This is a genomic window from Rhizobium sp. WYCCWR 11146 (assembly GCF_013591995.1).
Lineage (GTDB): Bacteria > Pseudomonadota > Alphaproteobacteria > Rhizobiales > Rhizobiaceae > Rhizobium > Rhizobium indicum.
The window spans coordinates 537,962-561,686 of sequence record NZ_JACCEY010000024.1 but is presented as its reverse complement, the minus strand read 5'-3'; the positions used below and the strand labels follow the sequence as shown (position 1 = coordinate 561,686).

Annotated in this window: 22 protein-coding genes; 9 read left to right on the top strand and 13 right to left on the bottom strand. The window is 61.5% G+C overall.

Annotated features, from left to right (window positions below; genetic code table 11):
• Window positions 1-126: 126 nt before the first annotated feature.
• Entirely contained in the window at window positions 127-1,965 is a 1,839-nt protein-coding gene (locus HX899_RS22530) for an ABC transporter ATP-binding protein (protein WP_181293433.1), read from the top strand.
• 212 nt (window positions 1,966-2,177) lie between these two features.
• On the opposite strand, the gene HX899_RS22525 is transcribed toward HX899_RS22530, so the two are convergent.
• A complete protein-coding gene (locus HX899_RS22525; RefSeq protein WP_029875504.1) occupies window positions 2,178-3,551 on the bottom strand; it encodes a class II 3-deoxy-7-phosphoheptulonate synthase in 1,374 nt (457 codons plus the stop codon).
• 218 nt (window positions 3,552-3,769) lie between these two features.
• On the opposite strand from HX899_RS22525, the gene HX899_RS22520 reads away from it, so the two are divergent.
• Complete coding sequence (locus HX899_RS22520; RefSeq protein WP_181293432.1) at window positions 3,770-5,053, top strand: pilus assembly protein TadG-related protein; 1,284 nt, start codon at window positions 3,770-3,772, stop codon at window positions 5,051-5,053.
• 169 nt (window positions 5,054-5,222) lie between these two features.
• Here HX899_RS22520 and gor read toward each other — a convergent pair whose 3' ends face one another.
• Window positions 5,223-6,608: a glutathione-disulfide reductase gene (gene gor, locus HX899_RS22515; RefSeq protein WP_181293431.1), complete on the bottom strand. Its 1,386-nt coding sequence runs from the start codon at window positions 6,606-6,608 to the stop codon at window positions 5,223-5,225.
• A 226-nt stretch (window positions 6,609-6,834) separates the two neighbouring features.
• Here gor and HX899_RS22510 point away from each other — a divergent pair, with 226 nt between their 5' ends.
• Entirely contained in the window at window positions 6,835-7,047 is a 213-nt protein-coding gene (locus HX899_RS22510; RefSeq protein ID WP_064648318.1) for a hypothetical protein, read from the top strand.
• Between the two features lie 89 nt (window positions 7,048-7,136).
• Here the strand turns inward: HX899_RS22510 and HX899_RS22505 are convergent, their stop codons facing one another.
• The 3 genes from HX899_RS22505 to rpiA all read right to left on the bottom strand — a co-directional run bounded on the left by HX899_RS22505 (window position 7,137) and on the right by rpiA (window position 8,796).
• Window positions 7,137-7,421, bottom strand: coding sequence for an acylphosphatase (locus HX899_RS22505; RefSeq protein ID WP_181293430.1), 285 nt, complete (start codon window positions 7,419-7,421; stop codon window positions 7,137-7,139).
• A 97-nt stretch (window positions 7,422-7,518) separates the two neighbouring features.
• Window positions 7,519-8,082 (bottom strand): DUF2059 domain-containing protein, encoded by a 564-nt coding sequence (locus HX899_RS22500; protein WP_181293429.1) that lies wholly within the window; start codon window positions 8,080-8,082, stop codon window positions 7,519-7,521.
• Between the two features lie 15 nt (window positions 8,083-8,097).
• A complete protein-coding gene (gene rpiA / locus HX899_RS22495) occupies window positions 8,098-8,796 on the bottom strand; it encodes a ribose-5-phosphate isomerase RpiA (RefSeq protein ID WP_003540249.1) in 699 nt (232 codons plus the stop codon).
• A gap of 225 nt (window positions 8,797-9,021) precedes the next feature.
• Here rpiA and HX899_RS22490 point away from each other — a divergent pair, with 225 nt between their 5' ends.
• Complete coding sequence (locus tag HX899_RS22490) at window positions 9,022-9,738, top strand: HAD family hydrolase (RefSeq protein WP_171598701.1); 717 nt, start codon at window positions 9,022-9,024, stop codon at window positions 9,736-9,738.
• Between the two features lie 134 nt (window positions 9,739-9,872).
• On the opposite strand, the gene HX899_RS22485 is transcribed toward HX899_RS22490, so the two are convergent.
• Together HX899_RS22485 and HX899_RS22480 are read right to left on the bottom strand one after the other, a co-directional pair.
• Window positions 9,873-11,786 (bottom strand): murein L,D-transpeptidase, encoded by a 1,914-nt coding sequence (locus HX899_RS22485; protein ID WP_181293428.1) that lies wholly within the window; start codon window positions 11,784-11,786, stop codon window positions 9,873-9,875.
• A gap of 94 nt (window positions 11,787-11,880) precedes the next feature.
• Window positions 11,881-12,147, bottom strand: a complete 267-nt coding sequence (locus HX899_RS22480; protein ID WP_180193653.1) for a hypothetical protein — start codon at window positions 12,145-12,147, stop codon at window positions 11,881-11,883.
• Between the two features lie 61 nt (window positions 12,148-12,208).
• On the opposite strand from HX899_RS22480, the gene fumC reads away from it, so the two are divergent.
• Window positions 12,209-13,600, top strand: a complete 1,392-nt coding sequence (gene fumC, locus HX899_RS22475) for a class II fumarate hydratase (protein ID WP_180194067.1) — start codon at window positions 12,209-12,211, stop codon at window positions 13,598-13,600.
• A 135-nt stretch (window positions 13,601-13,735) separates the two neighbouring features.
• Here fumC and HX899_RS22470 read toward each other — a convergent pair whose 3' ends face one another.
• Window positions 13,736-14,569 (bottom strand): Ig-like domain-containing protein, encoded by an 834-nt coding sequence (locus HX899_RS22470; protein ID WP_138329244.1) that lies wholly within the window; start codon window positions 14,567-14,569, stop codon window positions 13,736-13,738.
• A gap of 256 nt (window positions 14,570-14,825) precedes the next feature.
• Here HX899_RS22470 and HX899_RS22465 point away from each other — a divergent pair, with 256 nt between their 5' ends.
• Complete coding sequence (locus HX899_RS22465) at window positions 14,826-16,433, top strand: fumarate hydratase (protein ID WP_181293427.1); 1,608 nt, start codon at window positions 14,826-14,828, stop codon at window positions 16,431-16,433.
• A gap of 26 nt (window positions 16,434-16,459) precedes the next feature.
• Here HX899_RS22465 and HX899_RS22460 read toward each other — a convergent pair whose 3' ends face one another.
• Window positions 16,460-16,666, bottom strand: coding sequence for a hypothetical protein (locus HX899_RS22460; RefSeq protein ID WP_181293426.1), 207 nt, complete (start codon window positions 16,664-16,666; stop codon window positions 16,460-16,462).
• Window positions 16,667-17,013: 347 nt separating this feature from the next.
• On the opposite strand from HX899_RS22460, the gene HX899_RS22455 reads away from it, so the two are divergent.
• Window positions 17,014-18,081, top strand: coding sequence for a GGDEF domain-containing protein (locus HX899_RS22455; protein ID WP_027684452.1), 1,068 nt, complete (start codon window positions 17,014-17,016; stop codon window positions 18,079-18,081).
• Window positions 18,082-18,378: 297 nt separating this feature from the next.
• Here the strand turns inward: HX899_RS22455 and HX899_RS22450 are convergent, their stop codons facing one another.
• Complete coding sequence (locus HX899_RS22450; RefSeq protein ID WP_181293425.1) at window positions 18,379-18,990, bottom strand: pyridoxamine 5'-phosphate oxidase family protein; 612 nt, start codon at window positions 18,988-18,990, stop codon at window positions 18,379-18,381.
• A 37-nt stretch (window positions 18,991-19,027) separates the two neighbouring features.
• Entirely contained in the window at window positions 19,028-20,008 is a 981-nt protein-coding gene (locus HX899_RS22445) for an alpha/beta hydrolase (RefSeq protein WP_180194064.1), read from the bottom strand.
• Between the two features lie 47 nt (window positions 20,009-20,055).
• On the opposite strand from HX899_RS22445, the gene HX899_RS22440 reads away from it, so the two are divergent.
• Window positions 20,056-20,523: a MarR family winged helix-turn-helix transcriptional regulator gene (locus HX899_RS22440; RefSeq protein ID WP_138329240.1), complete on the top strand. Its 468-nt coding sequence runs from the start codon at window positions 20,056-20,058 to the stop codon at window positions 20,521-20,523.
• Window positions 20,524-20,526: 3 nt separating this feature from the next.
• On the opposite strand, the gene HX899_RS22435 is transcribed toward HX899_RS22440, so the two are convergent.
• Both HX899_RS22435 and HX899_RS22430 read right to left on the bottom strand, forming a co-directional pair.
• Entirely contained in the window at window positions 20,527-21,717 is a 1,191-nt protein-coding gene (locus HX899_RS22435; protein ID WP_181293424.1) for a low temperature requirement protein A, read from the bottom strand.
• A gap of 62 nt (window positions 21,718-21,779) precedes the next feature.
• A complete protein-coding gene (locus HX899_RS22430) occupies window positions 21,780-22,154 on the bottom strand; it encodes a gamma-butyrobetaine hydroxylase-like domain-containing protein (RefSeq protein ID WP_043294718.1) in 375 nt (124 codons plus the stop codon).
• A 135-nt stretch (window positions 22,155-22,289) separates the two neighbouring features.
• On the opposite strand from HX899_RS22430, the gene moaA reads away from it, so the two are divergent.
• A complete protein-coding gene (moaA, locus tag HX899_RS22425) occupies window positions 22,290-23,336 on the top strand; it encodes a GTP 3',8-cyclase MoaA (RefSeq protein ID WP_181293423.1) in 1,047 nt (348 codons plus the stop codon).
• Window positions 23,337-23,725: the final 389 nt, after the last annotated feature.

Genomic DNA, 23,725 nt, shown 5'->3' with positions numbered 1-23,725 from the left:
GGCATTGAATCGCCGGCTGTTGTCGGCGATACTTAAGGTCTAATTTATTCAACCCCCGGGAGACTGACATGAGAGCGACCCTGTCCGAACAGAAAGGAAACATCCCCCACAAGGACATTCAGCTTCATGAACATTCGGTTCTCCCGCGCGAGGAAAAGCTCGCGACGCCATAACTCCTTCCCGAGATTCTTCCGCGACGATGCGAATGCCGCCGACCGCGAGCGGCGCTGGTCGCGCATGCGCAAATTCCTCTCCTACTACCGTCCGCACCTGCCGTTGCTGCTGGCGGATCTGCTTTGCGCCATCCTGGTTGCCGGCACGGCGGTCGCCCTGCCGCTCTGCGCCAACATCGTCACGAGCCGCCTTCTGGCTCTGCCCGACGCGCCGCAGGCCTTTGGAAATATCCTTGCGATGGGCGGCGTCATGCTGGCCGTGCTGGCGGTCCAGATCGTCGCCATCTTCTTCGTCGATTATCGCGGCCATGTGATGGGCGCGCGCATCGAAGCGACGGTGCGGCAGGAACTCTTCGAGCACTGCCAGAAGCTCTCGTTCAGCTTCTACGACCGCCAGCGCACCGGTCAGTTGATGAGCCGCATCACCAATGACAGCCTGTGGCTGGGTGAGCTCTTTCATCATGGCCCCGAGGATCTTTCTATCGCCGTACTCAAATACGGCGGCGCCATGCTGGTGCTGTTCTTCATCGATCCGCCATTGGCGGCTCTCATACTGCTGCTCACCCCGGTGGCGGTGGCCTACGCGCTCTATTTCAACCGCCGCATGAACCGCGCGCTCGAAGCCAGCAAACGGCAGATCGCCGCCGTCAACGAACGCGTCGAGGATGCGCTTGCAGGCATCCGCGTGGTCCAGTCCTTCGCCAACGAGGCGCTGGAGAAGGAACGCTTCGCCGAACAGAACCGGCGCTTCCTGCAAAGCCGCGCCGAGGGCTACCGCAGCGAGGCCTGGTTTTCGGTCGGCACCGAAACCTTCGCCCAGCTCGTCACCATATTGGTGATCATCGTCGGCGGCCTGCGCATCCTGGCGGCGGAGCTGACCGTGCCGGATATGCTGACCTTCCTGCTCTGCGTCGCCGTGCTGGTCGATCCCGTGCAGCGGCTGGCGAATTTCGTGCGCCTCTGGCAGGAGGGTTATACCGGCTTCGTCAGGGCCATGGAGATCCTGGAAATTGCCCCTGACATCACCGACCGGCCGGCGGCGCGGCCGATGCCGGCGCCACGGGGCGAGATCAGTTTTTCTAACGTCGCCTTCGGTTACGAGGCCGATGGCCCGCGCGTGCTCGAGCAGCTGTCGCTCACCATCGCTCCCGGGGAGTTCGTCGCCCTGGTCGGCCCGTCAGGGGTCGGCAAGAGCACGCTTTGCGCGCTGATACCGCGTTTCTACGATGTCGAGGCCGGGGCAATCCAGATCGATGGCATCGACATCCGCGATGTGACGCTGGCCTCGCTGCGGCGCCATGTTGGGGTGGTGCAGCAGGATGTCTACCTGTTTGCCGGTACGGTGGCGGAAAACCTGCGTTATGGCCGGCCCGACGCCAGCGATGCCGAGCTGGAAGCCGCCGCGCGCGCCGCCAATGCGCACGACTTCATCGTCGCCCTGCCCCATGGCTATGACACCGATATCGGCCAACGTGGCGTCAAGCTCTCGGGCGGCCAGCGCCAGCGTATCACCATCGCCCGCGCCTTCCTCAAGAATCCGGAGATCCTGATCTTCGACGAAGCGACCAGCGCGCTCGACAACGAGAGCGAACGGGCGGTGCAGCAGGCGTTGCTCAGCCTGGCAAACGGCCGAACCACTCTGGTCATCGCCCACCGTCTGTCGACCGTCCGCCATGCCGACCGCATCCTGGTCCTGACGGCTGATGGTATCGTCGAACAGGGCACGCATGACGAGCTGATGGCGCAAGACGGCGTCTACTCCAATCTGCACAGCGTCCAGGCCAGCATTTGAGTGCAGCAACAAAAAGCCCGGATCGCCCCGCGATCGGACAGCCGGCAAAACCGGCCAACCCCTCTTTCGTCATGCTCGGGCTTGTCCCGAGCATCTGCCGACGACTCAGCAGATCCTCGGCACAAGGCCGAGGATGACGCCGAGTGAAGGGCAAGGCCAGTCAACAAAAAGCCCGGCGGAACCGGGCTTTTATCATTTGTTTTGGCCTAATCTCAGCCGTTGGCGACCATCCGCTTTTCGTCGCGGCCACCCTTCATGCGCTCGGCAAGCAGGAAGGCGAGTTCGAGCGCCTGGTCGGCGTTGAGGCGTGGATCGCAATGGGTGTGGTAGCGGTCCTGCAGGTCTTCTGCGGAGACCGCGCGGGCGCCGCCGGTGCACTCGGTCACGTCCTTGCCGGTCATCTCGATATGGATGCCACCCGGATGCGAGCCTTCGGCGCGGTGGATCTGGAAGAAGCTTTCGACTTCCGACAGGATCCGCTCGAAGGGACGGGTCTTGTAGTTGTTGAGCGTGATCGTGTTGCCGTGCATCGGATCGCAGGACCAGACGACCTTGCGGCCCTCGCGCTCGACGGCGCGAATGAGCTTCGGCAGGCTATCGGCGACCTTCTCATGGCCGAAGCGGCAGATCAGCGTCAGGCGCCCGGCCTCGTTGGCAGGATTCAGGATGTCGATCAGTTGCAGCAGGTCGTCGGCCTGCAGCGACGGGCCGCATTTCAGGCCGATCGGGTTCTTGATGCCGCGGCAATATTCGACATGCGCATGGTCGGCCTGGCGCGTACGGTCGCCGATCCAGATCATGTGGCCTGACGTTGCATACCAGTCGCCCGACGTGGAATCGACGCGGGTCAGCGCCTCCTCGTAACCGAGCAGCAGCGCCTCATGGCTGGTGAAGAAATCGGTCTCGCGCAGGCTCGGATGGTTTTCCGAGGTGATGCCGATCGCCTTCATGAAATCCATGGTTTCGCTGATCCGGTCGGCAAGCTTGCGGTAGCGCTCGCCCTGCGGGCTGTCCTTGACGAAGCCAAGCATCCACTGATGCACGTTTTCGAGATTGGCGTAACCGCCCATCGCAAAGGCGCGCAGCAGGTTCAGCGTCGCAGCCGACTGGCGATAGGCCATGGCCTGGCGTTCCGGATTCGGAATGCGCGACTCCTCGGTGAACTCGATGCCGTTGATGATGTCGCCGCGATAGGCCGGCAGCGTCACGTCGCCCTGCTTCTCGACATTCGACGAACGCGGCTTGGCGAACTGGCCGGCGATGCGGCCGACCTTGACGACCGGCAGCTGCGCACCGAAGGTCAGCACCACGGCCATCTGCAGGAAGGCGCGGAAGAAGTCGCGGATATTGTCGGCGCCGTGTTCGGCGAAGCTCTCGGCGCAGTCGCCGCCCTGCAGCAGGAAGCCGTTGCCTTCGGCGACATTGGCGAGATGTTTCTTCAGGCGGCGCGCTTCACCTGCAAAGACAAGCGGCGGATAGCTGGCGAGCGTGGCTTCCGTTGCCGCCAAAGCGGCTGCGTCGGGATATTCGGGAACCTGCAGGATCGGTTTTTGCCGCCAGCTGCTCGGGGTCCAATTGTCTGCCATCTCACTCACCTGTTCTCACATCCATACCTCAGGATGCCCTCAATATGCGGCGGCTTATAGACCTTTAGACCCGGCTTGCAAAGACCATTCGCCGACAGTTGTCGCCTTGCCGCCGCCGCCCGCCCTGCTCTGGTTAAACCAGCATATACCATGTCGATTTTCCCATATTTTAGACTTTCAATGTAGAACCGGAGAGAGTTTCAATTCGGGGACATGGCATGGCAATCCTTCCGCCCGGTTTCATATCGGACCGCTCGGGCAATTTCGGCATCATGACGGCACTGCTGGTGGTGCCGCTCTTCGGTGCGGCCGGCATGGCGGTGGATTTTGCCCATGCGCTCAGCCTGAGGACACAGCTCTACGCCGCTGCCGATGCCGCCGCCGTCGGTTCGATCGCGGAAAAATCCGGCGCGGTCGCAGCCGCCATGACCATGAGCGGCAACGGCACGATCTCGCTCGGCAAGGACGACGCCCGCAATATTTTCATGTCTCAAATGTCCGGGGAGCTGACCGACGTTCATATCGATCTCGGCATTAATGTCACCAAGACCGCCAACAAGCTGAATTCGCAGGTTTCCTTCAGCGCGACCGTGCCCACCACCTTCATGCGCATCCTGGGCCGGGACTCGATCACGATATCGGGCGCGGCAACTGCCGAATATCAAACCGCCGCCTTCATGGATTTCTACATCCTGCTCGACAACACGCCTTCCATGGGCGTCGGCGCAACCGCGAATGATGTTTCCAAGCTGCAGGCCAAAACAGGCTGCGCCTTCGCCTGCCATCAGATGGACCAGAGCACCAACAACTACACCATCGCCAAGAGCCTCGGCGTCGCTATGCGCATCGACGTGGTGCGCCAGGCAACCCAGGCGCTGACCGATACGGCCAAGACCGAGCGCGTCAGCAGCGACCAGTTCCGCATGGGCGTCTATACTTTCGGCACCAAAGCCGAGGACGCAAAGCTGACGACGATCTCCAGCCCCACCTCCGACCTGACGAAGGTGAAGAATTACACCGACACGGTCGACCTGATGACCATTCCCTACCAGAATTACAACCAGGATCAGCTCACGAGCTTCGATAGCGCCCTGACGCAGATGAATACCATCATCGATCCGGCCGGCGACGGCACGTCGAATATCAGCCCCGAAAAGATCCTGTTCTTCGTTTCCGATGGCGTCGGCGACAGCTACAAGCCGTCGACATGCACCAAGAAGACGACCGGCGGCCGCTGTCAGGAACCGATCGACACCTCCTTCTGCAAGCCGCTGAAGGATCGCGGTGTCAAGATCGCCGTGCTCTACACAACCTACCTGCCGCTGCCGAGCAACGATTGGTACAACAAATGGATCAGCCCCTTCCAGAGCGAGATTCCGACGAAGATGCAGGCATGCGCTTCGCCCGGCCTCTATTTCGAGGTGACGCCGACCCAAGGTATCGCCGATGCGATGAAAGCACTTTTCCTGAAGGTCATCCGCTCGCCGCGCATCACCAGCTAGCGCATCGGCCCGAAAATCGGAATCGATTTTCGGAAAGCACGATACGTCGTTCAAAGAGTTAGAGCGTCCTTTGTGCGTCCGAAAGGACGCACGGCGTTCTAATGCATGTCGCCCGGAAGTGTGCAGCGGTTCCGGGTCAACGACATGCAGGGCAAAAGCACGTCGTGGCTCAAATCCGCTTGCCGTCGCGGATCCGATAGCTCGGCGCATACATGGTGACGAGCTCTTCGGCCGCCGTCGGGTGCAGCGCCATCGTCCGGTCGAAATCGTCCTTGGTGCAGCCGGCCCTCAAAGTGATGCCGAGCAGTTGCGCCATCTCGCCGGCATCGTGGCCGAGGATATGGGCGCCGACGACCTTGCGGCTCGCCGCATCGACGATCAGCTTCATGATCATCCGCTCGGCCCGCCCGGAAAGCGTCGCCTTCAGCGGTCGAAACTGGGCGCGGTAAACCTCGAGTTCGGAATAACGCTTGCCCGCCTCCTCTTCTGAAAGCCCGACAGTGCCGATCTCGGGCTGCGAGAAGACGGCGGTCGGGATCAGTTCGTAGTCCGGCCGGGTCGGATTGTTCTTGTACTCGGTCTCGATGAAGCACATCGCCTCGTGGATCGCCACCGGCGTCAGTTGTACCCGGTTGGTGACATCGCCAAGCGCATAGATGTTTTCGACATTGGTGCGGGAATATTCGTCGACAATAACGGCGCCGCGCTCGTCGACGGCGACACCGGCTGCCTCGAGGCCGAGGCCTTCGGTGTTCGGATCGCGCCCGAGCGCCAGCATGACGACGCCGGCTTGCAGCGTGCCGTTGTTCAGCGTCTCCAGAATGAGCCCGTCCTCACCCTTCGAAATCTTCTGCAGCGTGTCGTGGCAAAGGATGCGGATGCCCTTGGCGGCCATCGCCTCATGCAGCCCCCGCCTCAGATCCTCGTCGAAGCGCGACAGGATCTCGGCGCCGCGATAGATCAGCGTCGTCTCGACTCCGAGACCATGGAAGATATTGGCGAACTCGACGGCGATATAGCCGCCGCCTGATATCACGATCGATTTCGGCAGCTCTTCGAGATGAAAGGCCTCGTTGGAGGAGATGCAGAGGTCGTGACCGGGAAGGGCTGCATGCGGGTTCGGCCGTCCGCCGGTGGCGATGACGATCGTCTTGGCCGTCACCGTCTGTCCAGTCTTCAGCAGCCGGACTGTATGAGCATCGACGAGCTCTGCGCGCGTTTCCAGGATTTCGGCATTGGCGCCGGCGAGACCTTTCTTATAGAGGCCTTCCAGACGGGCGATTTCAACATCCTTGGCCGCCACCAGCTTCTTCCAGTCGAAGCTGCTTTCGCCGACCGTCCAGCCGAAGCCCGCCGCATCCTCGAAATGCTCATGAAACTGCGAGGCGTAGACGAAGAGCTTTTTTGGCACGCAGCCGCGGATGACGCAGGTGCCGCCGTAGCGATACTCCTCGGCGATCGCCACTTTCTTGCCGAGCGAGGCCGCGACACGGGCGCCGCGCACACCTCCGGAACCGCCACCGATGACGAAGAGGTCGTAGTCGTAGGAAGACATGAGGAGCTCCGGAAGGGAATCGCAGGAAGGATGTTCCTGATATAGGGGCGATCGTCATGAAAACAAAAGCCCGCTCCTGCGTCATCCGGTTCCCATCGCCGAATCTTCATTGTAAACGGCTCAACCCAGTCACCGTCTTCGGTTGACCAGTTACCGTTTACGGTTGACCCGGTCGGCCGAGGCTGGCAGGCAATCCATGGGATGGAAAAGAATGGCGGAGCAAAAGATGGATCAAACTCTCTTCAGCAACCTGTGCAAGGCTGGCAAGTTTAAGGAAGCGCTCGGCCTCGCCATTCAGGGCCATGAGAATGAAAAATATACCCCGAGCCGCTTCTCGATCGACAAAAAGACGAGATTGCCGATCTTCTATCGTGGCAACAAGCGCGTTGAGCCGGATGAGACCGGTGAGTGGCAACTTGCGAAGAACCCAAACCCATAGAGGCTGAGTCACGGCGCACATGCGTTGCCAACTGCATCTGACTAGATCGGGATGAATTTAGGCCCGATCGGCCCTAGCGATTGCTGCTGTCAGCGGGTAATGCGGAAATCCGTCGGGTTCTTCTCAATCTGGGCCGTTTCCGTCTGGACGCCCGAAACCGACGCCCCCGGAGGCCCGCGCCTGAGACGCTCGATCATTGTCGTGACGGCGGCGTCGGGTCCTGCGATCACAGCGACGACCGCCCCGTCCTCTTCATTGCGAACCCAGCCCGTCAACCCGAGCCGCACCGCCTCATCGCGCGTCCACATGCGAAAACCGATACCCTGGACCTTGCCGGATATCCGCACTCGGACGGCCTTATCATGATCGGACATGTCTGCAGTCACCTGAAGCCTCGCCAGCGGCATTTGCTGCATCATAACAAAAAAGCCCGGACGATGCCGGGCTTTCGCAAGTTTGATGGGGCAGGCCTTACTGCTGGGCAGCCGGTGCCGGAGCCGGAGCGGTCGGGCTGTCGGTTGCCGGTGGCGGCGCCTTGATGACCTTGGAAAGCTCGGCGTTGCTCTGCTTTTCCAGGTCGCGGGAAATGCCCTGCGCCCAGATGTCGGCAGCCTTCGCCGTCTCGCGCGAGGCGACCGGGCCATCGCGCAGCAGCTTCTTGCCGACGTCGGAATTATAGAAGTCGGCGATCGCCTTCAGCTCTTCGACGGTGAAGGTCTTGGCATAGGTCAGTGCCGCCTCCTTCTCCAGATCGCCGCGGCGCGGCGCCAGCGCCAGCGCCTGCGCGTCGACCGTCGACGAAATGATGTCCTGGTAGTTCGGCGAATCCTGGATCAGGCCGGCCTTAAGACGCTCGGCGAGACCGGGAAGGATGTTGTCGAACTGGGCAGTGGCGCCAATGGCGTCGATCGCCGCGCGAGACGCCTTCAGCTGGTCCTCGGAGACTTCCTGCGCCTTGACGGCGGAGCCGAAAGCAAGCCCGGAAAGAACGACGGTCGCAGCGGCGAGACGGCCAAGACCTGCAATGTTCATCATGAGTATATGCTCCTGTTATCTGTTTGCCTGCAGCGTGCGCGCACCCGCAGGACCGGCAATGATCGCAAGTGCCGCCATATTGATAAAGAGCCCGTGTTCGACGACGCCGGGTATGGAATTCAGCTCGCTCGAAAGCGCCTCTGCATCAGGAATGCGGCCAAAAGATGCATCGATGATGTGATGGCCGCCATCCGTGGTAAACTCTCCGTCACCCGACTGGCGCAGGTCGAGTTCACCGGAAAGACCAAGCCGGGCCGCGACCTTTTCGATCGCGATCCGCGTCGAGACGAGCCCGAACGGATTGACCTCGATCGGCAGCGCGAAGGCGCCGAGCGTTTCGACCAGCTTGCTCTCGTCGGCAATGACGATCATTCGCTCGGAGGCCGCCGCGACGATCTTTTCGCGCAACAGCGCGCCGCCGCCGCCCTTGATCAGCCTGAGCGCCTGATCGACCTCGTCGGCGCCATCGATCGTCAGGTCGAGTGCCGGCAGTTCGTCGAGCGACTTCAGCGGGACGCCGAGTTCGACGCAGAGCCGCGCGGTTCGTTCGGACGTCGGAACGCCTTCGACCCTGAAGCCGCCCGCGACCTTCTCCGCCAGCAGGCGAACGAATTCTTCCGCCGTGCTGCCGGTGCCGATCCCGAGACGCATCCCGCTTTCCACATGGGCGAGTGCGGCCTCGGCGGCTTTGATCTTCATTTCGCGGGCATCCATGCGCCGCCAGCTCCTGATATTGCGTTGGATGTGCTGTTTACACGGCTCGCCTGGCAAACGAAAGTCAAAATCATCACGGAAAATGAAAAGCCGAAACAGAGGCCTGCAGCCTTCCCGGCCATCGTCGGACGTTGCTTTCCGCCGCATGATCGCCTACCTCAGGGACGATCCATCGTTCCCTTGGACGATCCATCGCTCCTCAAGACGACCATCGCTCAAAGAGACATGCCCTTGACCCCTGTTCCCGCTCGCCCGGCGCTCGTCGTCTTCGATCTCGACGGCACCCTTCTCGATACCCATGTGGATCTGGTCGAGAGCCTGAACCATACGATCGCCGCCCTCGACCTCGAACCGGTCAGCTACGACGACCTCACCCACCTCGTCGGCCAGGGTGCGCGCGTCATGATCGAGCGCGCCTGCCGGCTGCGCGGCCATCCGCTCGAAAGCGACGCCCTGCCGCTGCTGGTCGAGCGTTTCGTTGCCCACTATGCCGGCAACATGCCCGGCCGTACCGAACCCTATCCGGGTCTGGTCGCCGCGATGGACCGGCTGAAATCTCAGGGTTACCGCCTCGCCGTCTGCACCAACAAGATGGAGAGCCTGGCACTCGGCCTGCTCGACAAGCTCCACCTCACCCGATATTTCGACGCCATCACCGGCGGCGACAGCTTCGAATACCGCAAGCCCGACGCCCGCCACCTCACCGGCACCATCGAACGCGCCGGCGGCGACATCGCCCGCACCGTGATGATTGGCGACAGCATCAACGACATCGCCGTGGCGAGGAACGCCGGCGTACCGTCGATCGCCGTGCCTTTCGGTTATTCCGATGTGCCGGTTTCGAGCCTCGATCCGGATGTTATCATCACCCATTTCGATGAGTTGACACCGGAGCTGGTGGAGAGGCTGATCCGCGACTTCGCGGAGAAGGTTGCGGTCTGAGTCCCAGCCGTCCCCGACTTCCGCTGGGTGCCACGCGGCAAGCCCTCTCCACTTTGTTCCCATTCCGTGCTCGCTGCAAAAACAAACCGGGCGGCCCGAAGACCGCCCGTTCGCATAAACCATCAAATCCGATATCAGATCTGCGCCCCACGCGCCTTGCTCGTCGCATCAAAAGCCTTGTCGACGTAGGCGTCGCGGCCATAGACGTCGTCGAAATACTCCACCACGCCGTCCTTGTTCGGCCAGGCGGTGAAGTAGGAGACGTAGACCGGGATCTTCTGCGGCACGCGCACCGCATGGTTCTGCCCGCTGGCGATCTGCTTGGCGACGTCGTCGACCGTCGTGCCAAGCACGGCGGCCGCCATCGCCCGCGGATCGGCAAGGCGTACGCAACCGTGGCTCAGCGCCCGCATGTCGCGCTTGAAGAAGCTCTTCGACGGCGTGTCGTGCATGTAGATCGCGTGGCTGTTCGGGAACAGGATCTTCAGTTCGCCGAGCGCATTGTCGCTGCTTGGCGGCTGGCGCACCGAAACATTATTGGTCGAGCCGTACCAGTCGACGCTCGACGAGGCGACGGCGTGGCCGTTCACTTCGACCTCATAACCGAGCTGATCGAGATAGTTCGGATCCGAGCGCAGCTTCGGCAGCATCTCATTGATGATGATCGACTGCGGCACGCCCCAGAAAGGGTTGAACTCGACCGTCTCGATTTCGTCGTCGAAGAAATAGGTCTGGTTGTTCTTGCCGCCGACCACCACGCGCATCGACAGCTGTTCCTTGCCGTCATTGTGGTAGTAGACCATGTAGGCCGGCTGGTTGATCATGACGTAGCGGGAACCGAGATCCTCCGGCAGCCAGCGCGCCTGCTCCATGGCAACGACGAGCTTGTCGATCTTCGAGGCATTGGTATCGCCGCCGGTCATGGCGCGCACGGTCGCCTGGCCGATGACGCCATCGGCCTTCAGCCCACGCTCTTTCTGGAAATCCTCGACCAGCGAAACGATGTCGGGCGAATAGTCGATGCTGCCGGCGTAAGCAGCAAGCGTTGCCGCATGATCGGTCTTCAGCGTTTCGGAACCGTGCTTGCCGATCGCCTTGACGATATTGGCGATCTCCGGCGAGCTGTCGCCAGGCCTCAGCAGCCTGTCGAGCGAAACGACGATTCGCTCCTCATTGCCGCCGTCGGCGGCCCGAAGCTTGGCAAGCTCCGCCTTCAGCGCCTGGAATTGCGGACTATCGGGCGAGCGGCTGGCGATGTAGGCGCCGACATCGGGGCTTAGGCGAGCAAGCTTCAGCACCGGGGCCAGATTGACCACCTTGCGCTGGAAGTCGTGATAGCCGGAGATCTTGTTCGGATCGATGCGGCCGCGCACCGTGTCCTGCACGAAGGCGAGCACCTTGGCGGAGAGATCGAGCTCGAACTGTGTCAGCGCCCGGTCGCGGAAGGCGGGATCGGGATTGGCCGGGTCGATATCAGGCGTCTGGACGGCGTAATCCGCCGGGTCGAGACCAACGAAGGACGCATCGGCAAGTACCAGCATCGCCGACTTGGCGCGGTCGTTGATCTGATTGCCCTCGACCCAGACGAGCGGATTGCGGCTGTCGCCGTAATAGGCTTCGAGCGCCTTTGCGACGTCGGCATTGGAGCGCACCTTGGCCTGCGCCAGGAAACGGCGCTGCACGGCCGGCTCGGCGCTGGCATCACCGCCGCCCGAAACATCGGCGACCGCGCCGGTGACGACGGGATCGGCAAACCTGCCGGTGTCGACGAACTGCAGCGTCTCGGTTTTGTAGGTATAATAACGCGGACCGCTCACCTTCGGTAGCGGCGCTTCCGGATCGAGCCCGCCGAGCGAGCCACCGACGCCACCGCGCGAACCCACGCGGCCGGGCGGCATCTGGTCCATGAAGATGGTGCTCTGCGTCCGCTGCCTGTCGCCGCGCAGCATGTCCATCAGTGTATAAGCATGCGCGGGTGCGGCACTCATCATAGCCACGCCGCAGGAAAGTGCCAATGCGGATGCCGCGCTTTTCAAAACGAACGTCATATATCTTCCAGTCCCGGTGTCATGCTGTTCTTGTCACGAGCGCAAGGCTCAAGCTCAAATCCCGCGAAACTCAAGCAGCGTAGGGCCTCATTGATCAGAAACCGGCCTGCGCCGCCAGCGCCGGCGGACTCAATTTTGTGTGACGGAGATCCTGCACGGCGCCGGCCAGCAGTTCACACAAAATTATGAAATTATTAGTTAATTTTTTACCGAATTTTCGCCGCCAGACCAGTCCGGCGAAAACGCCCGAACGCATAAAATTTCCAAAGTGGCTTAAAAGGCACGCCGAAAAGCCAGCGCAAACATGACTGGCGATTTCAATATTTCGCGCGGCGTCCAGTTTTCTTGTCGGACTTTCCAACCTATAAGACCTCATCTTTCGAAAATGCCCGAAAACAGCATGTAAAGGGAAGGCAAGGCCGATGACCGCAACCCGCACCGAAACAGATACTTTTGGCCCGATCGAGGTCGTCGCCGACCGATATTGGGGCGCCCAGGCCGAGCGTTCGCTCGGCAATTTCAAGATCGGCTGGGAAAAGCAGCCGCTGTCGATCGTGCGTGCGCTCGGCATCGTCAAGCAGGCCGCCGCCCGCGCCAACATGTCGCTCGACCAGCTCGATCCTGCCCTCGGCAAAGCGATCGTCGACGCCGCCCAGGAGGTTATCGACGGCAAGCTGAACGACCACTTTCCACTGGTCGTCTGGCAGACCGGTTCAGGCACGCAGTCCAATATGAATGCCAACGAGGTGATCTCCAATCGTGCGATAGAAATGCTCGGCGGCGTCATGGGTTCCAAGAAGCCGGTGCATCCGAACGATCACGTCAACATGAGCCAGTCGTCGAACGACACCTATCCGACGGCCATGCACATCGCCTGCGCCGAGCAGATCGCCCATCACCTGCTCCCGGCCCTCAAGCACCTGCATGCCGCGCTTGACATGAAGGTCACCGAATTCAGCCACATCATCAAGATCGGCCGCACCCACACCCAGGATGCGACGCCGCTGACCCTCGGCCAGGAATTTTCGGGTTACGCGGCCCAGGTCGGCTCCGCCATCAAGCGCATCGAAATGACCCTGCCCGGCCTTTGCGAGCTCGCCCAGGGCGGCACTGCCGTCGGCACCGGCCTCAATGCGCCGGTGGGTTTTGCCGAAAAGGTCGCCGAAGAGATCGCCGCCATCACAGGCATGCCTTTCGTCACCGCGCCGAACAAGTTCGAGGCGCTCGCCTCGCATGACAGTATGGTTTTTTCCCATGGCGCCATCAATGCGGCCGCCGCCGCCCTCTTCAAGATTGCCAACGACATCCGCCTGCTCGGTTCCGGCCCGCGCGCCGGCCTTGGCGAACTGGCGCTGCCGGAAAACGAGCCCGGCTCCTCGATCATGCCCGGCAAGGTCAATCCGACCCAGTGCGAGGCGCTGACGCAGGTCTGCATCCATATCTTCGGCAACAACGCGGCGCTGACCTTCGCAGACAGCCAGGGCCATTTCGAGCTGAACGTCTACAATCCGATGATGGCCTATAATTTCCTGCAGTCGGTGCAACTGCTCGCCGACGCCGCCGTCTCCTTCACCGACAATTGCGTCGTTGGCATCGAGGCGCGCGAGGACAATATCAAGGCCGGCCTCGAACGCTCGCTGATGCTGGTCACCGCGCTTGCCCCGAAGATCGGATACGACGCCGCCGCCAAGATCGCCAAGACGGCGCACAAGAACGGCACGACGCTGAAGGAAGAGGCCCTCGCCAGCGGCCTGGTGACATCGGAAGAGTACGACGAGATCGTGCGCCCGGAAACGATGATCGGGCCGAAGTAAGAAGGTCGCATAGGCCACAGCCCCTCATCCGGCTGCCGCCACCAACCGGGGTCGAGCCACAGGTCTCGACCCGTCCTTCGGACCCCCGCTCGGGGGGAGAAGGGGATATGCCGCAACGCCTCGACTCCCTCCAGCCTATAACAAGGCAAACAGCGAAAAATTGTCCATCACGACGGAATTGCCCATGAAATCGAAACGGATTTCTTCAATGTCTTCGAGATTGACCTCGAGAGTGGGGCCGGTGACTTCAAGCTCCTGCTGATAGACGATCTGGCCATCGTTCAGGGCGGTGAGCGTCAGGTGAAAGGGCGCTGCCGACAATTCGGCAATCGAAACGCTCTGAAAGGTGAACTCCCCGCCATCGAGCATTTTCAAGCTTACGGGCGCGGAACCTGGAAATAGGACCGTATCGCTGAAACCGTCCTCGGTGATGGCGTCGACGCCCGGGATGGTATCATAGACATACCCGTTCAGAAGCGTCAGGTCGTGGCTGCCGTTCACCGAAAGTGCAAAGTTGCGGTAGTCAGGCAGAGAGAAATTATCCGCCCTCGAGGTGACGCCCATATCGTCGAAATCCAGGACTTCGTGGTATTTTTCGCCTACGTCGACGCCGTCGATCGCAAGGGTCAGCACGCCGAGGTCCGTGCCCCCTGAGCCATCGGACATCTTGTAGCTCAGCGTCTCGATGAGCTGATCGTATTTCCCTAAATTCTTCACGACGTCGAGCGTGTAGTCCAGCTCATATTCGAAGTGGCCGTCCGGCTTCACTCTGAAGGTTCCGTACTCGCCCTTGATGATCGTTTCATGGTCAGGCCCATGTTTGGCGTCGATACGCACGCCATTGACGAAGCGAGCATACATGTCCGCTCCCTCGGGATCACTGGCGAGGCGCAGCAGATCCCCACGGATCCAATTGTCTTCGAAAAAAACGAGAAGGTCGTCGACAGCAGTTGGCTTTGCATTTGTCATTGGAAGCCCCGGCAGGTTAACGCTGCCGGGAATATGAACTGGCCTCGACCGGAAGGCAACCTGAAGTCGTCTGCTTCGCGAAAAATGTCGACTTCCCCTTTACTTTCACTCGCTTACCGTGTGTGACGTGCCGACTGCAAAACGCGACACGACATGGCCGCCAACTCCAGAGTCCGCCGCATCCTGATTGCATTTGCCCCGCGGCGGATTTAGACCGGTTCCAATCTAGCGACGCCCTACCAGAAAGGTCACTTCGATGGCTGACGATCTCTTCCCCCTCGGCAAGGATGCCACCCCCTATCGCAAGCTCAGCGGCGACCATGTCTCGGTCGACACGTTCAAGGGCCAGGAGATCCTCACCGTCGAGCCGGAAGGCATCCGCCTGCTGGCCGAAACCGCCTTTGCCGACATCAACCATCTGCTGCGCCCCGGCCACCTGAAACAGCTCGCCTCGATCCTCGACGATCCCGAAGCGACCGACAATGACCGTTTCGTCGCCTACGATCTTTTGAAGAACGCCAATATCGCCGCCGGCGGCGTGCTGCCCATGTGCCAGGATACCGGCACCGCGATCATCATGGGCAAGAAGGGCCGCAGGGTCTGGACCGAGGGCGAGGATACGGCGGCGCTAGCGCGCGGCGTCATGGATGCCTATGAGAAGAAGAACCTGCGTTACTCGCAGCTCGCGCCGGTCAAAATGTTCGAGGAAAAGAACACCAGAAACAATCTGCCGGCCCAGATCGACATCTACGAGGAAGGCACCGACGCCTACGAATTCCTCTTCGTCGCCAAGGGCGGCGGCTCGGCCAACAAGACCTTCCTTTACCAGGGCACGCCCTCGCTCCTGACCCACGACCGGATGATCGACTTCCTTAAGGAGAAGATCCTGACGTTAGGGACGGCAGCCTGTCCTCCCTACCATCTGGCGATCGTCATCGGCGGCACCTCGGCCGAGATGAACCTCAAAACCGTCAAGCTTGCCTCTACCCGCTATCTCGACGAGCTGCCGACCGAAGGGTCCGAGAGCGGCCACGCATTTCGCGATATCGAGATGGAGAAGGAAATCCACAAGCTGACCCAGCAGATGGGCGTCGGCGCCCAGTTCGGCGGCAAGTATTTCTGTCATGACGTGCGTGTCATCCGCCTGCCCCGCCACGGCGCCTCGCTGCCGATCGGCCTCGGCGTCTCCTGTTCCGCCGACCGTCAGGCCAAGGGTAAGATCACCCGCGACGGCATCTTCGTCGAGCAGCTCGAAACAGATCCGTCGAAATACATGCCCGAGATCGACGAGGCGAAACTGTCGGAATCGACGGTGCGCATTGATCTCAACCGGCCAATGGCCGAGGTGCTCGCCGAACTCTCCAGGCATCCCGTCAAGACCCGCCTGTCCTTGACCGGCACCATCATCGTTGCCCGCGACCTCGCCCATGCCAAGATCCGCGAACGGCTTGAAAAGGGCGAAGGCATGCCCGATTACCTGAAGAACCACCCGGTCTATTACGCTGGCCCCGCCAAGACGCCGGTCGGCTACGCCTCCGGCTCCTTCGGCCCCACGACGGCCGGGCGCATGGACAGTTACGTCGACCAGTTCCAGTCCTTCGGCGGCTCCCTGGTGATGCTTGCCAAGGGCAACCGTTCGCGCGCCGTGCGCGAGGCCTGCAAGAAACACGGCGGCTTCTATCTCGGCTCGATCGGCGGCCCCGCCGCCCGTCTTGCCCAGGACTGTATCCGCAAGGTTGAAGTATTCGAATATCCCGAACTCGGCATGGAAGCGGTCTGGAAGATCGAAGTCGAAGACTTCCCCGCCTTCATCGTCATCGACGACAAGGGGAATGATTTTTTCCAGGAACTGAATTTGGGGTGATTGGGCAGGTTGCGTTGCCGCCTGCTCTACCGCGGCGAGGCCTTATCCGAGGCGCCTGTGTTCTGCGCCGTGACTGCCTCGCCCACGATCACCAGATCCCCGGCATCGACCCTTGCCAGGATCTCCGTGCGGAAAGCGCCGGCGAAGAAGCCTGTGTGCTCCAGCAGCAAGGCGCCGGCGGCGAGGACGGTGAAGGTCAGGATGGCGAAAGAAATATGACGGGAGGTTTCCATGATCTCACGCCGTGATTTGTGGGCTAAGATCGGGTCCGTTGCAGAAAATACGATCCCAAAAATGTCGAGACTGCAATACGAAACGGCCAAAACCAACTGTCGACAAGATGAATACGGTCTCCAGCAGAGAAGAACTGTAAGTTTTTCAGACACTGTACCCGCTCAGCGAGTATGCACTGTCTCACTAAAGATACGTTTTTCCATGGAGAATCATAGGCCTGATCGAAGTATTACCCCACGGGGCATTTGTCGTATGTAATCTTTGGTATATATCGCTTTAATCTTTTCCCAAGAAATTTAAGCTAACAAATAGAATATTGCCTTTGAATATATGAGGAGTTCGCCGGATGAATACGGCTGTCGCGCCCAAGGTGCCGGTTCCCGACGTTGCGGGTCAGATCACCTATGCCATGCGCTCCATGGGCGTCGCGCCGATACCGCGCAATTACCAACTCTTCTACGAGGCCTATATCGGCTCCAATCCGGCCCTCACCCGCGAGCTTGCGGCCCTCGGCGGCCAGGTGACCCAGGCCGAACTCGATGCGCTCGGCGCGCAGCACTTCACCCACAGCCCGGCCCGTGTCTTCGATGATGCCCATACGCGCATTGCCGGCGAACTCGATGGCCTGCTGCGCATTCTCAGGCAGGAGCAGAGTTCGCTCGAAAGCTACACCAGACTGCTCGGCGAGACCCACAAGCGCATCACCTCCAAGAGCAACGCCAGCGTCGAACTGATCGAAAACGCCATCGATCTCCTGAGCCAGGCGACCGGCGACACCATGGCGCACGGCGAACGCACGGTCGAGGACGTCGTCCAGCGCTCGCAGGAGATGGATCAGGTCCGCAAGGAACTCGACGAATACAAGCGTATCGCCAACACCGACTCGCTGACGCGCCTTTCCAACCGCCGCGCCTTCGACGATCGCCTCGCCGCCATTTTCGACAATTCGAGCATGCGGCCGGTGACGGCGCTGCTGCTCTGCGACATCGACAATTTCAAGAAGATCAACGACACCTACGGCCATCCGGTCGGCGACAAGGTGCTCGCCACCGTCGCCTCCGTCATCCGCAGCAATGTCCGCCGTGACATCTTCGTTGCCCGCACCGGCGGCGAGGAGTTCGCCCTCATCGTCGATGGCAACACGCCCGAGGAAGTGACCGCCATCGCCGAGCGCATTCGTCGCACGCTGGAGACGACGCCCTTCAAAAACTCCCGTACACGGGTGAATTACGGTCCGGTCACCGTCTCGATCGGCATCTGCATGGCCTCCAGCGCCGGGGATGCCGGCGAACTCTATAGCAAGACCGACATCGCCCTTTACGGCGCAAAGAATGCCGGCCGCAACTGCACCATCCTCTATCAGGACGGCATGCAAAAGGATTTCACCAAGAGCTGGCTGATCTATAAGACGTGAGGGTAATCGGTCGCCGTGCGCACGCTGTCACCACAAGGTGACGGCTTAGACTGTTGTCCGGTTCACGCCGATGGCTCCCTCGTCCGCCAGGAGTCCGAGGGAACGGACGAGGTAGCCGCTTGCTCCCTCATTCCTGTGCCTGTCACAGGAATCCAGCCACCGCGCGTCTGCGCGGTGAATAACTCTTTGCGACCGTGAAAATGTCTTCCGCACCCAAGGACTTGGGCGCACTGGATTCCTGTGACAAGCACAGGAATGAGGGAAGAGAGGTGGGTGTCCGCTTCTCGGCACCACACCCTACCACATCGTCTTCGCCGCCCTGCCCGGCCATTCCCGGTCATAGGTCTCCTGGTCGAAATCACCCACCGCAGCCTTCAGCATCTGTCCCGGCGTCGGTAGCTTCGCCGAATCGGCGAAGTGTTCTCCGTTCCAGAGTTCGGCCCGCATCACGGCACGCGCGCATTGGAAATAGACCTCGTCGATCGAAATGACGACGACGGTACGCGGATGTTTGCCGTCCATCTCGAAGCTCGAAAGCAGCGCCTCGTCGTTGGAGACGACGCCACGGCCGTTGATGCGCATCGTCGTGTTCGAGCCGGGGATCAGGAACATCAGCGCCAGGCGCGGATCGCGCACGATGTTGGAGAGCGAATCAACGCGGTTGTTGCCGCGCCAATCCGGCAGATGCAGCGTCTCGTCGTCGGCGACGCGCACCACGCCGCCAAGATCGCCGCGCGGCGAACAGTCGAGCCCTTCCGGCCCGACGGTCGCAAGCGCCGCAAACGGTGAGATCTCGATCATCTCACGATAGAGGGGTGTCAATTGCTTCGTCACCTTGGTGACGGAGGCCGGCGACAGGCCGGCGCCATAAATCGTATTGAGCTCTTCGATGCTGCTGATGATTTTCATGAGGCGTCCCGCCGCGGCTTGATCTTCGCGACGGACGCTACAATGCCGCGCGCCTTGCCGGAAGCTCAAAAAACGGAATGATCTCCGCATCTTTTTTGATGCTTTCATCAGGCACTTCACCCACGCCCCGATCGCCGTCGAGAAACGCCGCGATCGCGGCAAGAACCGGTGCGGCGCCGATGATGCGCCGGTGGCCGAAGCCGTTCGCCCAGAACAGCCGAACGCCCTTCCCCGCCGCGCCATAGCGCCTGGCATGGAGAGACGACACCTCCTTGTCTTCCTCGGCATGGATGACGAGCACCGGCCGGCCGATGACGCCCGCCGCCGCGCCGGCGTCGAAATCCTCAAGTCTCCGGCCGGTGACGCGATGGACCTCATTCTCCAGTGTGGCTTGCGCCGCAGGGCGAAGACCGACCATCCGGCCGAAATCGGTAAACAGCCAGCCCATCTCGCTCGGCGCGCCGATCAGCACTAGGCGGTCGCCGCCAACAGGCGCAACGCTGGGCAGCAGGCCCGCCGCCGAGACCATCAACGCCGCGCCGCCAAAGGAATGGCCGATCGCCGCATCGAATGCGCCGAAGCGCGCCTCGGCCGCCGCGATCGTCTCGACCGCAAGCCCCATATGCAGGAAGCGCCCGCCGGAACGGCCGTGGCCGGGAAAATCGAGCGCCACGACCTCCGCGCCCGTTGCCGCAAGCATCGAGACGAGTTCGGCCATATATGTCGCGCTCGATCCCCAGCCATGCGTCACCAGATAGCGCTTGCGTTTGCCCCTCGCCCCGCCGTTCAGCCGATAGGCATGCGCTTGGCGCCCGCCGGCAAGCCGGAGGGTAAAGCGTTCGGCGCCGGCAAGCCGGGCCGCACCCGCCGCATGCGCCAGCTTTGACTTTGTGCCCTTGGGTCTTGCTGATGGCGTCCGGCAGAACAGCTGGAACGCCGCTCTGGCCGCCAGATCAGGAGAAACCGCCTGCAGCAGCGAAAACCCGAGGCGGGTGACGTTAAGCGCAAAGTTTGCCATAGTGGGATTCCAAAATACTGTTCAACACTGAACAATAAAGTACAACGATGAACAAAAATCAATCCCTTCCCTGGGATCATCCGCGTTTTCGCAGCTGGATCGCGGTGGCTCGCGCCTGCCAGCTCATGCAACAATCCCTGGCCCGCTCGCTTGCCGATCTCCACATCAAGCCGCCCCACCTCGATATCCTGGTCAATCTCTATCGTTTCGAAGGCATCTCGCAGCAGGAACTGGCGCGCAAGCTGCTGGTCGGCCGCTCCAATATGAGCATGCTGCTGCCGCAGATGGAAAAGCGCGGTCTAATCCTTCGCCGCGATGACGAACGCGACAAGCGTGTGCTGCGCCTCTATTTGACGCCAGAGGGTCGAAAGCTGAGTGAGGAAGCCATGGCCATCCAGACCGGCCTCATCGATCGCGTGCTGTCGGACGAGCCGATAGAGCAATGCATGGCGACCGCCGATTCGATGGAGCGGATCATCACCATGCTGCTGAAAGATCTGCGCGACGAGGACTGATGTTCAATGCAGCGTCGGCGCCGCCTCCGTACCGGTCAGCGAGCGGTATTCCCAGGCGGCCACGACGATCAGCACCAGCGTCGCCAGAATACCCATCAGATAAACCTCGATGAAGGGCGCGACAAAGGCAAGCAGGATCAAAAACACCAGGCCGGCAAGATGCGAGAGCGGCATCCGCCCGCTGGTCGCGCCCTTGAACCAGAGATTGCCGATCAGGAACAGGCCGGAGCCGCCGAGCACGGCTGCGGCGATGCCGAGATCACCGGTTTCGTGCGGATGCGAGAACATGAACTCGACCGCGACAGCATGGACGATGATGCCGGCAAGAATTGGGATATGCCCATAGGTGAAGGCCTGCCGCGCCAGGCTGCCCGGCGTCTCTTCATGCTCGATGCGGTGGGCGGCGCGCCCGTGTCCGAAGCGGAAATAGAGCCACCACATGGCGACCGTGCCGATGAAGGCGGTGACGAAGACGACGCTGGTCAGTCCTGAGAACGGCAGCTCCGCAAATGTGCGGCCGGAAACGAGGATCGCTTCGCCGAGGCAGATGATGACGAAGAGCGCGCAGCGCTCCGCCATGTGCGCGCCGGAAACGTCCCAGTCCCGCGCCGTCGAGCGGCCGAGCCCCGGCACGGCAAAGCCCGCGGCCGGCCCGGCATATTCGATCGCAAGCGCTATCACCCAGGCGATCAGCCGGGCTTCATGCTCGAGCAGCCCGCCGGCAATCCAGAAGACGCCTGCTGCCACGAGCCAGGCGGTGATGCGGACGAAATTCAGCGTATTGGCGCGGTCGACGCGCGTCATCGCATAGGTCGTAAACAGCGAGCGCCCGACCTGCATCGCCACATAGGCGCCGGCAAACAGCAGGCCCTTATCGCCGAAAGCCTCGGGGATGGAGGCAGACAGCAGCAGCCCGAGCATCATCAGCGCCACCAGCATGCCGCGCACCGGCATCCTGTCCGGATCGAGCCAGTTCGTCACCCAGGCGGTGAAGATCCACACCCACCAGACGGCGAAGGTCATCAGCGCCGCTTCGGCGGCACCGAGCGGCGTGTAGTGGGCGGCGAGCGCATGCGAGAGCTGCGAGATCGAAAAGACGAAGACCAGGTCGAAGAACAGTTCGAGGAAGGTCACCTTGTTGCTGCTGGCGCTGCCCTTGGCGCGCAGCCAGTTCTTTCCGTTCGTTTTCGCCATATGGCCCCCCGATGGCTGGAATTGTGGGTCTCTTGAAAGTGATAGCGGCGCTCTCGTGAGCGTCAGCGCGGCTTCTCCGCCGTATCGCGGTTCATGCCCTTTTCGCTGAGCTCGTTCTCGTAGGCCGAAAACAGCTCCGCGCCCCGTTCGCCGAGCTCGCGCAGATAGGTCCAGGTGTAGATGCCGGTATCGTGCATGTCGTCGAAGCCGATCCGGACCGCGTAATTGCCGGTCGGCATCATCGAGATGATCGCAACATTGCGTTTGCCGGGCACCGTCACCTTCTGCCCGGGCCCATGGCCTTGCACCTCGGCCGAGGGCGACAGCACACGCAAGAGCTCGGCCGACAGGTCGAAGCTCTGGCCGTCGTTGAAAGTCACCGCCAGCCGCTGCCTGTCTTTCGAAACGCGAAGTTCGCTCGGCCAGATATCGCTCATCATTTTGTCCTCTTCTCATGCGAGGAGTAGGCGTTGATCTTTTTCAGCGCAAGCTGAAATTGGCATGCTCGCGCGGCTGTTTCCCTTGACGCGACAATAGCATATGCCCACATTGATGAGAGTACGGAGATACAGGTGAACACCAGAGTCGGAACGATAGGCAATGCATCGCCGCTGGTGGCGGATGCACACCCGATGATCGACCCCTTCGGGCGGGCGGTCACCTATCTCCGTGTCTCCGTCACGGACCGCTGCGATTTCCGCTGCACCTATTGCATGGCGGAGAATATGACCTTCCTGCCGAAGAAGGATCTCTTGACGCTGGAAGAGCTCGACCGGCTCTGTTCCGCCTTCATCGCCAAGGGTGTCAGCAAGATCAGGTTGACCGGCGGCGAGCCCTTGGTGCGCAAGAACATCATGTATCTGGTGCGCCAGCTCGGCCAGAAGATCGGTTCCGGCCTCGACGAGCTGACGCTGACGACCAATGGCTCGCAGCTTTCCCGCCATGCCGAGGAGCTTTATGATTGCGGCGTCCGCCGCATCAATGTTTCACTCGATACGCTCAACCCCGACAAGTTCCGCAAGATCACCCGCTGGGGCGATTTCGCCAAAGTCATGGAAGGCATCGACGCGGCTCAGAAAGCCGGGTTGAAGATCAAGCTCAACGCCGTGGCGCTGAAGGATTTCAACGATGCCGAGATGCCGGAGCTGCTGCGCTTCGCCCATGGCCGCGGCATGGATCTCACCGTCATCGAAACCATGCCGATGGGCGAGATCGAAGAAGACCGCACCGACCAGTATCTACCGCTCTCGAAACTGCGCGCCGACCTCGAAGACCAGTTCACCCTTGCTGACATCGATTACCAGACCGGCGGCCCGGCGCGTTATGTCAGGGTTGAAGAAACCGGCGGCCGCCTCGGCTTCATCACACCGATGACCCATAATTTCTGCGAGAGCTGCAACCGCGTGCGTCTCACCTGCACCGGCACGCTCTACATGTGCCTCGGCCAAAACGACGCCGCCGATCTCCGCGCCGCACTCCGCGCCACCGAAGACGACGCCCTCCTTCACACCGCCATCGACGAAGCCATCACCCGCAAACCCAAAGGCCACGACTTCATCATCGACCGCACGCATAACCGTCCGGCCGTGGCAAGGCATATGAGTGTTACGGGTGGGTGAGGCCCGGTCCCCGCAAAGCGGGAGCGATTGATCCAGTGAATCGATCGCAGCGCCGAACGCCCTGAGCCCCGCGAAGGGCCGGGATACGGTGCGGCAGACTCCCTAAACACAGCCAGCCCCGAGAGAGCCTCATCCTGAGGTGCGTTGGAGGATGCCGCGCCCCAGTAAGAGGCGTTGGCGGATGCCACCCCCCTCTGCCCTGCCGGGCATCTCCCCCACAAGGAGGGAGATTGGCAGGAGGTTGGACCATCGATCTCCCTCTACCGATGCACGGCATACCAATCCGTCATTGTTTGGGGAAGCCGTTGCGCCCATCCGATCTCCCCCCTTGTGGGGGAGATGCCCGGCAGGGCAGAGGGGGGTACCCCACGGCGAACCCCTGAACTAAG